Origin of the sequence: Xanthomonas sp. D-99 (assembly GCF_017746145.1) — a bacterium.
Taxonomy (GTDB): Bacteria; Pseudomonadota; Gammaproteobacteria; order Xanthomonadales; family Xanthomonadaceae; genus Xanthomonas; species Xanthomonas cissicola.
Map to the genome: position 1 here is coordinate 85979 of NZ_JAGHWU010000009.1, position 12220 is coordinate 98198.

The window sequence follows — 12220 nt, forward strand, 5'->3', positions numbered from 1 at the left end:
ATCACGGCGCGCTTGCCCCGCAATGCACCGCCGTTGCTGAAACGTTCCACATCGCCAAGCGGTTGGCTGACGGACCACGCTGTTTCCGGGAGCACGCAGACACCGATCACGCTCCGCATCATGGCGGCCACGCCGACTGCAGCGGCCGTGCAGACCTGGGCGAGACAGTGGCGCCATCAGCTCACATAACCTGGCTGGCCAACGCAGATCGCGCTTGCGCAGGACAGCAATCTGGCCACCGATGCACTACGGATCGAGCTCTCGGGCGCTGTGACCTGAAAGCGGCTGACCGTCCACCGTGCCTTCGCCAAGGGTGCCGTCGTCGCGCAACCTGCTGGTGAGCACATGATCGCGCCAGTGGCCATTCAACTGCAGATAGCGCCGCGCATAACCTTCGATCTGAAAACCCAGCCGCTGCAGCACACGCGCACTGCGCAGATTCTCCGGCACGTATTGCGCCATCACCCGATGCAGGCCGAGTGGGCCAAAGGCAAAGGCAATTCCTTGCGTGGCTGCCCACTGGATCAAGCCGCGTCCCTGCTGCGCCGCGTCCAGGCCATAGCCCATGTGGCACGCCTGGAACGCGCCACGCTGGATCTGGGTAAACCCAGTGGTGCCGATCACCTGCTCGCCCTGCAACAAGACCAGTTGCACCTCACGCTCGCCAGGCATCGCGCTGCGGTATGCCATGCACAGGCGGCGCCAACCCTCGACGGTGTAGAACGCGGGCGGCCGCAGCGGCATCGCATCGGCCAGATGGACGCGGTTACGCGAGTGGTAGTCGGCCATTGCGGCCGCATCGACAACGGCCAGATCGCAAAGCACCACGCCATCGGCGCGGCGGATCGGCGCAAATCGCGGAAGACTCATGACGGCCGCGCCTCAACCCTGCATGTCATCTTGCTGCGAGGTGCATCCGGCTGATGCATACGATCATGCTCCGCAAGCCGTCTCCATAGCCGTGCGTCGTCCGATGCACGAGATGGAGCGCCCGACTGTCAGCAACACCCTCACTGCGTATCGCCCGGAACATGGCGCCATCCACTGCGCGATGCGACTGCACCCGCCTGATAGCGAGCACAGCAGGTGTGCCGCCCGCTCTCAGGCCGCAGCGACCGCAAGCGCCTGGCCGACCTGCGCTTCGATGGCGTCCAGGTTCGGCAACAGCGCGCTTTGCTCGCCCAGCAACACGCGCATGTGCACACCGTCGGGCAGCGCATCTTCCGAGGCATCGGCCAGCAGGCCATCGCGCGGCACCGAAATCAGCTGCGGGAACGAGGCAGTCAGCAGCGCGAAATACGGCAACGCCGGGTTGCCGCCCAATGCCTTCAACACGATGACCTTGTTGTTGACCGCGGTGGGCTCTTCGCCCATGCCGCTGAGGCGCGCGAACGACAGCAGCGGCACCTTCCAGCCGTACCAGTCGATGCGTCCGACCACCCAGCGCGGCATGTCGGGTAGCGGCTCGACCGCCACACGCGACATCACCTCGGCCACCGTCGCGTTCGGCAGCAGCACGCGCTCGCTACCGGCCTGGATCAGGACGCCGCGGATTTCGTCGTTATTGGCGTAGCTCATCGCATGATTCCGATTCGAAAGGGAGCGCCCGGCTTATGCCGGCCAACGCTGTGCCAGCGCCTGCGCCAACTGCGCGGGGTCGCCGGTCAGAATGCCTTGCCGCGCCAGACGCGCCGCGGCGGCGGGGTCGTAACAGCCATCGGTGGATTGCCCGGCCAACCAGCCGCCTTGCTCGGCCAATGCCAGCGATGCCTCCACCAGCGCCTCGTTGGCACCGCTGAGCATCAGCACCGCGCTGTCGGCCGGCGGCAGCGCCGGGATCAGCCCGGCCGGATCGGCCGGTGCCACGAACGCCAGCGCGCCGGCATGCTGTTGCACGCCGACCTCGTCGGAGAGCACATAGACCTTGCCCGGTGCGACCACCTGTCCCGGTTCACCCAGTTCGACCGGCAACGCAGACACGCGCCCCATCTGCCGCACCAGGTTGCCGTACTGGCCGCCGTCCAGGGTCATGCGCACCAGCACCGCGCGCGGGAATTCCGACGGCAATGCGGCCAGCAGGCGACGGATCGCATCCGGCCCACCGATGCCAGCGACGACCAGCACTGCGCCGGTGACGCTGCCGCTGTGCTCCAGATCCACCAGCGACAAGCCGCCGGTGGACAGGGCCGCCACATCGGGTTCGGCGCGCGGGCGCACCACCACGGCCACCTCGTCCACCAGGCCCCAGGTACTGGAATCGCCCAGCGTCGGACCCGGCTTTTCCACAGCGACCGGTGCCGCCTCCTGCATGGAGGCGTGCGCGAACAAGGCATCGCCAGGCACGCTGTCGAACGCATGCGCGGCCGCTTCCAGGTGTTGGTCCAGCTGCAGGTCCGAGTGCTGGTGCGCGACCAGCGCCAGACCCGGCTCGGGCTGCAGCGACGGCTCGCTCTCGGTGCCAGGCGGTAGCACGTCGGCATGGCCGTGCAGTTTGGCGGCCAGATGGCGCACCCAGCGCTGCGCTTCCCAGCCTTCGCGACGTACCGTCAGTTCGGCCTCGTCGAAGATCACGGTGACGCCAGGCATGTTGAAGGCCGGCTCCAGCGCTTCGAGCGCGTCTTCGATGGACGGTTCGAGTGCGACCAGCACCGCCACCGGCTCGGCGTCGCGCAGCATCTGCACGTCGACCGCCGCTGGCTCGTCTTCCAGCACCACCTGCGCACCGGCCAGGCCAAGCGCTTCGCGCAGACGCTCGCGCGCCTGACCGGGACGGCCCAGCAAAGCAACCGGAGTTCCCATTGCGCCATTAGTCTCGGACACGGGCGATCCCCAGCAGGTCATACACGTTTCGCATCAGATCCAACTCTTGGTAGGGCTTGCCCAGGTAACGCTGCACGCCGATCTCGAAGGCGCGCTGGCGATGCTTCTCGCCACTGCGCGAGGTGATCATCACGATCGGCACCGCCTTGAAGCGCGGGTCGGCACGCATCGCGGTCGCCAACTCGTAGCCGTCCATGCGCGGCATTTCGATATCCAGCAGCATCAGGTCGGGCACGCGCTCTTCGAGCAGTTCCAGCGCCTCGACACCGTCGCGCGCGGTGGACACGTCCAGGTTGTGGCGTTCCAGCACGCGGCTGGTGACCTTGCGCATGGTCAGCGAATCGTCGACCACCATCACCAACGGCACCTGGCGCTGCGCTTCGGCCTGGGTTTCCAGCGACGGACGCGCCGGCTGGGCCAGGAAACGACGGACCAGCGGGGCGACGTCCAGGATCACCACCACGCGGCCATCGCCGGTGATGGTGGCGCCGTAGATGCCCGGCACCGAGGCGATCTGCAGGCCCACCGGCTTCACCACGACTTCGCGGTTGCCCAGCACCTGATCGATGGCCGCCGCGGCACGCAGGTCGCCCGCACGCACCAACAGCAACGGCACCTGCGCCTGGCCATCGGCACGCGCGGCGGGCTGGCCGACCAACGAGCCGAGGTCGTGCAGCACGTACTCTTCGCCGGCGTAGTGATACCCGCCCTCGCCCGACTCGTAACGGGTGCGCGAGATGCGGCCGATACCGCTGACCGAACCCACCGGCACCGCGAACGTCGTTTCGCCGATGCGGACAAACACCGCCTGGGTGACCGCAAGCGTTTGCGGCAGACGCAAGGTGAAGGTGGCGCCCTGTCCGCGTACCGAGTGGATATCCACCGAGCCGCCGAGCTGACGCACTTCGTTGCGCACCACGTCCATGCCCACGCCACGGCCGGCCAACTGGCTGACCTGCTCGGAGGTGCTGAAGCCGGAGGCGAAAATCAGGTTATCGAGTTCGGCCTCGCTCAGCTCCTGGCCCGGTTCGATCAGGCCGCGCTCTTCGCCGCGGCGACGGATCGCCTCGCGGTCCAGGCCGGCGCCGTCGTCGGCCACTTCCAGCACGATTTCCGAACCTTCGCGGCGCAGACGGATCGCAATGCTGCCTTCTTCCGGCTTGCCTGCGTCGCGGCGTTGCTCGGGCGTTTCCAGCCCGTGCGCCACCGAGTTGCGCAGCATGTGTTCCAGCGGCGCGACCATGCGATCGAGCACGTTGCGATCCAGTTCGCCCTGGGTGCCTTCCAGCACCAGATGCACCTGCTTGCCGGTGTCGCTGGCCGCCTGACGCACCACACGACGCAAACGCGGCACCAGACCGTCGAACGGCACCATGCGCGCGCGCATCAGGCCGTCCTGCAGTTCGGAGCTGACGCGCGACTGCTGTTGCAGCAAGCCGTCGTACTGACGCGACAGATCTTCCAGCACGCCCTGCAAGCCGCCCAAGTCGGCCGCCGATTCGTTCAACGCACGGCTGAGCTGCTGCCGGGTGGAGAAGCGGTCCAGTTCCAGCGGATCGAAGGTGTGATCGCCCTGGTCCTGTTCGCGCTGATAACGCGCGACGATCTGCGCTTCGGTTTCCAGATCCAGACGTCGCAACTGATCGCGCAGACGGGCGTTGGTGCGATCCAGTTCGCCCATGGCGCCACGGAACGCGCCCAGCTGCTGTTCCAGGCGCGAGCGGTAGATCGCCACTTCGCCGGCGTGGTTGACCAGGCGGTCGAGCAGGTCCGCGCGCACGCGCACCTGCTCCTGCTGCGCGCGCGGCAGGAAGTCTTCTTCGGCCTGGCCCTCCACCGGAACCGGAGCGGACAGCGGCGCCGGCTCCACCGACGCCTTGGCGATCGCGCGGACATCGGCGTCGCTGGGCGCTGCGGCATTGCGGCCACGGGTACGGGTTTCGAAGGCTTCCACCAGATCGGTCGGCATCGTCACCGCACGGTGCATGCCGGTGCGGGTCAGCAACTGATGCAGGCGGTCGAAGCCCCGCTCGAACAGACGCACGTCGTCGCGATCGATGTCGGTGCGGTTGGCCGCCACGGCTTCGAGCAGCGATTCGATCGCGTGACCGAGATCGCCGATGGCGTTGATGCCGGCCATGCGCGCACCGCCCTTGAGCGTGTGCAGATCGCGTTGCAGTCCGTTGAGGACATCGCGGTCTCCCGGCACTTCGCGCATGCGGGCGATCAGGCCGTCGCAATGGTCCAGCAGGTCGCGACCTTCTTCGACGAAGATGTCGACCAGCTCGCCGTCGAGTTGATCGAAGTTCAGCGGGCCGGCATCGAATGCCGCGCCGATATCGTTGCTGGCCGTACCGGCACGCGCCGCATCTTCGACCGGGGCGCTGAACGCAGCGGCAGCGGTGTCTTCCAGCTCGTCGGCGCTGCGGTCGGTTGCGTGCTGATCTGCGGAGTCTTCGGCATGCTGATCGGCACCGGCTTGGTCGCTGGCTTCCGCTTGTTCGGCGTGCGCTGCGTGTTCTGCGCTTTCGAACTGTTCTGCGCGCTCGGCGTGATCGGCGTGATCGACCACGTCAAACGCATCGAGTGCGGCCTGCGCGTCGGCCTGCGCCGCGTCGTCGGAGGTGGCAGTCTGCGTGTCGTGCAGCTCCGGCGCAGTGTCCGATTGCGGATCGCCCGCCTCTTCCACCTGATCGGCCGCATGCGCCATTTCGAATGCCTGCACCGATTCGACGGTGTGATCGGGCAGGACGTCGGCATCGGCCTGCGCGGCGTCAACACGGTCGGCGTCTGCGTGCTCTGCTTCAGAATGCTCTGCTTCGGCCTGCTCGGCAGCCACATGCTCGGCTTCGGCGTGCTGCGCTTCGGAATGCGCGGTCTCGATGCGCTCGTGATCGGTCGCGTGCTCGGCGTCGCCCGCATGTTCATCGAAATGCGCGTGCGTTTGCAGCTGCTCGCCGGCCTCGACGTACTGGTCAGACGGCACCTGCTCGTGGACGTGCTGCTGCGCATCGGCAGACGCGCCATCGCCCGAATCCATCTGCCGATTCGAAGACGTCTGCGCTTCCGCCTCTGCGTGGTCGCCCAGCTGCGCCGCTTCTTCCAGAGGTCGGTCTTGGCCCGCATACGGCTCGCCGCCATGCAACCGTGCCGCATCGCCGTGCTGCGCCAACTCGTCTGCCGGCTGCTCGCCCGCGTGTTCCTGCGTGTCGGCGTGTTCGTGGCCAGGCTGATCGGACGGCGCGCTATCGAGCGCTGCGGTTTCCGGGGTCCAGTCTTCCGCAGTCGTTGCATTGGCCTCATCAGCCAACGCAGCGTCGGCGTGCACCGCCTCCAGCGCTTCGATGCTCTCGACCGCTTCGTCAGCGCCAGCTGCAACCTGATCGTCGTGCGCGGGCACATGCTGTGCCTGCGCGTCCACTGCCTGCTCGGCATCGGCTGCTGCCAGCGTCTGCGCATCGCCCAACGCAGCTTCTGCATCGGCCAACTCGTCTACCGCAATGCCGTCGGCATGCGTGGTGGTCGCGTCGGCGTCGTGCTCGCTGGAGACAACCTCAGCAGATGCCTCACCGTGCTCTGCCACGTGCTCGCCCGGAACGTGAGCGTGCGGTGCGGTCTGCGCATGCTGCAGTTCGGTGGCGTCCCAGGCCTCGGCTTCGACCAGCGGCTCGTCGGCCGGCACGTCGTGTGCGTCGATGCCCTGCGATGGGGTTCGTTCTGCCTCTTCGTCTGGCGCGGTATCGCCGTGCAGCGACTCGGCAAGCTGCCCGGTTGCGGCAACCGGTACCAGCGCGTCGTCGCTCGATGCGGGCACAGACTCGGCAGAGGCGTGGACATCTTCATGCACGGCGGCATGGCCGGCGTTGTCCACTGCATGCGGTGCAGGCGCGTCCAGTGCGAGTGCCGAATCATGCTCGGCCTCGGCCTCGGCCAGCTCGTCCACCGCAATCGGCGCGTCGTCCGGCTGCGGCTGCCCGTCTTCGGCATCCTGCGTCGATGCGGGCGCGTCGGACGGCAGCGCGCCGGCATCCAGGTACTGCGACAGATCCTGCGCACCGGTCAGTTCGACCGAGGCATCGCTGCCGTCCGCCGTGGCGCCCGGGGCGTCGACATCGTCCAACTCGTCCAGGAACGCCTGCGGCGGCCACTGCGCTTCCGGCAAGGTGTCCACCAGCGCGCGCAAGCGTTCGGTCAACGGTGCGAACGACGGAATCAACGGCGCATCGGCGCGTAGCGCTGTCACCGTGGCGGCAATCGCAGCAGCGGTGGCGGTGAGCGCTTCGAGCCCGTCCGCCGACGGCGTGACCGAGGCGGCCAGCAATCGCTTGACGTAGCTTTCGGCCGGCGTCGTCACCAAGGTGATTTCCGGCACGTCGGTCATGGCGAACGCGCCACTCATCGTGTGCACGGCGCGCAGCAATTCTTCGGTCGCCAACTGCGGCTCGGCCTGGCTGGCCTGCAGCCACCCGTTGACCGTGTCCAGATGCGTGGCGACCTCGGCTTCCAGGATCTCGCGCAGCACGCTGTCCACCGAAGCCGGGGTTCCGCCGCTGGCGGCAAACACGCCTGCGGTTGCGACCGGAATCGCAACGGCGTCGGCCACCGGTGCCGCAGCTGCGGGCACGTAGTAGACCTCTTCGCCAGCAGCAACGCGCTCGGCGATGCCCTGAATTTCATGCAGATCGGCGCTGATGCGGCCCTGGTCGCGCAGCGCGGCGTTGAATTGCGGCAACACCGCATAGGCCAGTTCGACCATTGACACGACCGCCGGGCTGGCGGGCCGCGAATTATCGAGCACGCGGTTGAGCATGCTCTCGATCTTCCAGCTGAACTCGCCGAGTACGCTGGCACCGACCAGGCGCCCACTGCCCTTCAGGGTATGGAAGACACGGCGGATCGGGCGCAGGGTTTCCGGGTTAGTGGGCGCGGCGCGCCACACCGGCAACAGCTGCCCCAGGTTGACCAATTCTTCGTCGAATTCTTCCAGGAACACGTCGCGGATATCGTCGTCGATATCGCTGTCGCCAAAACCGCCGAAAATGCCGGTGTCGGCAGCCTCCTGGGCACGTTCGCTGGATACCGGTTCAGAGCTTGCCTGCGCAGGTTGCGCATCGGCTGCCAAGGTCGGTGCCTGCGGGCGCTCCACGTCGAACTGCGCGGCCGCTGCATCGAGCTGGGCCAGGAACGCAGCGGACGCGTCGTCCAGCTCGAATTCGCTGACCACCGCCTGTTGCACGCGTGGAGCGACCGGCTCGGATGCTGCTTCGGACGGGACGTCCTGCGGCTCCTGTGCCGGCTCGACGAACGGGTCGTCCAATTCCTGCGGCGGACTCGGGGGCGGCGAGAAAGCGTCTTCGATGCTGGTCTGCGCACGACGCGTTGCGTTCTCGGCGATGAAATCCAACGGTGCGTCGGTCTGATCGTCGTCGCCCGGCAGGTCGATCTGCTGGATCTGCAGCGGCGCGTCCTCGGCAACCACCGGCTCGGCGGCGTGCTCCTGCTCCAGAGCGCTCAGATCCACCGTGTAACTGACCTGCGCGGTTTCGTTGCCATCCTGCTCGGCCGATACCGGGTCGAACGCAGAGGTGGCGATCGGCGCGGCCTGCTCGGTGGTTTCCAGGTGCCAGTCACCGGGCGCCTGCGCGCCGTCGTCCGAAAGATCCAGCGGCGCCACGGTGAACGGCACGTGCGACTGGCCGGACACGGTTTCTTCGGCGGCTACCGGGTCGAACGAGAACACCGTATCGGTCGCGGCAGCGCCGGTGTCGTGCACCACGCTGGCAGCGAACGGCGTCTCGACCACGGTTTCGTTCGCCCATTCCAGCGACGGCAAAGACGCCGCATCGTTGGCGGCCTGCGGCGCGTCTGCGTGCTGCAACGGCGGGGCGGCCGCCGGCTGCGGCTCGGCGGCGCTGCCTGGCTGGTCCGCGCCGACCGGCAAATCGGACGGCTGGCCCGACGGCAGCGGCCAGTAACGCAGCGTCTCCAGGCTGTTACGGGTGATGTCCAGAATCTCTTCGCGACCGGGACGGCGTTCGCGCAAGGCTTCCAGGTAGTACTCCAGGCTGGCCATCGCATCGGCCAGGGTGTCCAGCTGGCGCCCGCTGGGCACGCGCTGCTTGCCGATCAATTCCAGATCGACGTAGCGACGCACGCCTTCCAGATAATCGGCGGCCTGCGGCAGCTCGAGGATGCGCAACGCACCGCCGACTTCGCCGAGCAGGTGCGGTACCTCAGCCAGACGCGCATGGTCCCAGTTGGTTTCGATGAAGGCGACGAAATGTTCGCGCGCCGCGCCGAAGTTGGCGATCGCCTCTTGCGCCAGCACATCGACCGTGCGGCGCACTTCCGAGGAGTTGGCACTGTTGCTGACTTCGGTGCCGTCGCCCGGGTCGGCGCCGAGGCTGGCCACCTGATCGTCCAGCGATGCATCCACGTACAGCAGCGCGCCGGCAATATCCAGCAGCACGCTTTCGTCCATCTGGGTCTGGCCATCGACTACGCGCGCCAACGCATCGCGCTGCTGCACGACGACGCTGCGCGCCACGCCCAGGCCCATCATGCCGAGGGTGTCGGCAACGCTGCCCAGGTCGTTGACCTGGGTCTGCAGCTCGGCGATCTCGCCGCCGGTGCGCAGATGCAGGTCCAGCGCGTCCTTGACGCGCAACAATTCTTCCTTGACCGCATTGCCGACGGTGTCGAGCAGTTCGCGATTGCGCCCGCTCAGACTGCCACGCGCATGATCCAGCTCGGCCTCGGTGGCAACACCGGCCTGCGGGTCGAACGCGAACAGCACGCTTTCGCTCAGACCTGGCTGGCCACGGGTGGCGCGGATCTCATTGAGCAGCGGCAGCAACACGATCGGAATGTCGCGGTGCCCGTTCTGCAAGCGCTCCAGGTAATCGGGCAGCAGCACGGTGCCGCGCATCAGCATCGCGCAGGCTTCATCGCGGTCGGCGACCTCGCCCGCCTGCACGGCCTGGGCCAGCAGCTCGAGCTCTTCGGCCACCATCGCCGGCGCATACAACTCGACCATGCGCAGCGTGCCCTGCACCTGGTGCAGGTAGCCGGCGCAGAACCGCATCCGACTGGTGTCGGAGGGTTCTTCGGCAAAGTATTCGATCTCGTTGCGCGCCTGGCGCAACGTCTCGTCCAGCTCTGGCTTGACCCAGCCCAGTGCGGCGTGACTCATCGCATCGCGAAGCGCACTCATTGCAGCCCCCTGACCACGACCGACTCGCCGCCAGCGCGGCAACCGGTCACTTCCTGCATCGACGTAACGCTACTACGCGCCATCTGCTGATCCTTTCCCGTTCCGCGTCGTGGTCACGCCGGCAGCTTGAAGTCGGCGACCGAACGGCGCAGATCGGCAGCGAGCTGAGCCAGGTTACCGATCGATTCGGCCGTCTGCTCCGCACCCTGCGATGTCTGGCTGGTGATCTGTCGGATCACGCCCATGGTCTGTGTGATATCCGTCGCTGCGGCCGACTGCTGGTGCGCAGCGATGGAAATGTTCTTAATCAGGTTGTTCAAGGCGTTGGACACGCGCTCGATTTCGGTCAGCGCGGTGCCGGCGTCTTCGGCCAGGCGCGCACCGGACACCACTTCGGACGTGGTCTGTTCCATCGAACTGACCGCTTCGTTGGTATCGGCCTGAATGGTCTGCACCAGACCTTCGATGCGTCGGGTCGCACTGGAAGTGCGTTCTGCCAGGCGCTGCACTTCGTCGGCCACCACCGCGAAACCGCGACCGGCTTCGCCGGCCGACGCTGCCTGCACCGCGGCGTTGAGCGCCAGGATGTTGGTCTGCTCGGAAATGTCGTTGATCAGCTCCACGATCGAGCCGATCTCCTGCGAGGATTCGCCCAGCCGCTTGATGCGCTTGGAGGTTTCCTGGATCTGGTCACGGATCTGGTCCATGCCCTGAATCGTCTCGCGCACCACGCCGGCACCTTCGGCGGCGATGACCACCGAGCGCTGCGCCACTTCGGCCGACTCGGTGGAGTTGCGCGACACCTGTTCGATGCTGGCAGCGATTTCGCTGATGCGCTCGGAGGCGGTCGTGATCTGGTTGGCCTGCTGGCCGGCCGCTTCGGCCAGTTGCATGGCCGTGGCCTGGGTTTCCTGGGTCGACACGGCCACCTTGGCGGAGGTGTCGTTGATGGTGGTCACCAGGTGGCGCAGTTCGTCCACGGCGTAATTGATCGCGTCCGCGATGGCGCCGGTCATGTCCTCGGTGACCGAGGCTTTCACGGTCAGGTCGCCCTCACCGAGCGAGCTGATTTCGTCCAGCAACCGCATAATCGCCTGCTGGTTGCGGCTGTTGAATTCCACCTGCGACTGGTAGCGCACGTCCTGCTCGCGGGTCCGCACGCGCACCGAGCTCCACACGAAGCCGATGATCGCCAGCAGCGCGACCAAGCCGGACACCACGCCCAGCCAGAAGTTCGGGAACACGCGCGTATCACGCACCGAACCGAACGCCGAGAATGCATCGAACAGCTTCTTGCTGTCTTCGAGCATCTTGCCGGAGCCTGCCGTCAGTGCGGCGGCCGAGGACTGTGCGGCGAACAGGTTGCGCGAGCTGGCGAGGATGGCGTCGACGTCTTTCTTCATCGTCGTCCACTGCGCCTGCGACTGCTCCAGCGCCGACAACGCGGCCGGGTTGCGCACCGCGGCGATGCCGAGTTCTTCGTTGCCTGTGCGCAGGCCTTCGAGCATCTGCGTGAACACCACCGAGTCGCGTGCCAGTGCGTCGCCCGAGGCGGCTGCATTGGCGCCACCGGCGCGCATTTCAGTGACCCGGCGTGCCATGGTGCCGGCGACCACCACCTGCTGCAGCGTGTTGTAGATCTGCGAGGCAGGCGCGCCGCTGACCGTCATCGCGCGCACCACCTCGTTCAACTGCGCCTGCAACTGCGGCACGCTGCCGGAGAAGCGTTCGGCGTTGCCGGCCAGACCGAGCACCGCCGGTTCGCTGGCGATGACCTGATCGGCGTTTTTGCTCAGCGGCACCCAGGTCGCCTTGAGTTGCGCCATCGAGCTGGCGATCGAGCTTTCCTGGCCGTAACGGCCATCCAGCTCGCTGACCGTGCCGTCGATGCGGCCCTTGGTTTCCTTGAATGCGGCAAAGGCCTTGGCGTCGCCGGACACCGCTTCGCGGCCCTGGTTGGCCAGCTGCTGCGAGAGCACCTGCAAGTCGGCCGCACCGGTGCCGGCACCGGCAAGGCGACTGCCCTGCCAAGTCGCGACGCCGGTGTTGGCGCCAAACACGATCATCGACAACACCAGCAAGCCGAGCCAGAAGCTGGTGCTGACGCTGCCGAGCTTGTTGGTCTTGCGGGCGTCCGGGGCGGTACTCATGGTTCGACCTCGATCTGTATGACGTGGCGGGGTCGCG

General features: G+C 67.1%; 5 protein-coding genes. All 5 read right to left on the minus strand.

What is annotated here, in order from left to right:
* Positions 1 to 246: 246 nt before the first annotated feature.
* The 5 genes from J7360_RS04700 to J7360_RS04720 all read right to left on the minus strand — a co-directional run bounded on the left by J7360_RS04700 (position 247) and on the right by J7360_RS04720 (position 12183).
* A complete protein-coding gene (locus J7360_RS04700) occupies positions 247 to 870 on the minus strand; it encodes a GNAT family N-acetyltransferase (RefSeq protein ID WP_022558751.1) in 624 nt (207 codons plus the stop codon).
* 231 nt (positions 871 to 1101) lie between these two features.
* Positions 1102 to 1578 carry a chemotaxis protein CheW gene (locus J7360_RS04705; RefSeq protein ID WP_003482475.1) on the minus strand — a complete coding sequence of 159 codons (477 nt, stop codon included), beginning with the start codon at positions 1576 to 1578 and terminating at the stop codon, positions 1102 to 1104.
* A gap of 33 nt (positions 1579 to 1611) precedes the next feature.
* Entirely contained in the window at positions 1612 to 2799 is a 1188-nt protein-coding gene (locus J7360_RS04710) for a chemotaxis protein CheB (protein ID WP_007967134.1), read from the minus strand.
* Positions 2800 to 2806: 7 nt separating this feature from the next.
* Positions 2807 to 10033: an Hpt domain-containing protein gene (locus J7360_RS04715; protein ID WP_209033363.1), complete on the minus strand. Its 7227-nt coding sequence runs from the start codon at positions 10031 to 10033 to the stop codon at positions 2807 to 2809.
* A 113-nt stretch (positions 10034 to 10146) separates the two neighbouring features.
* Positions 10147 to 12183, minus strand: a complete 2037-nt coding sequence (locus J7360_RS04720) for a methyl-accepting chemotaxis protein (RefSeq protein WP_007967140.1) — start codon at positions 12181 to 12183, stop codon at positions 10147 to 10149.
* Positions 12184 to 12220 lie beyond the last annotated feature (37 nt).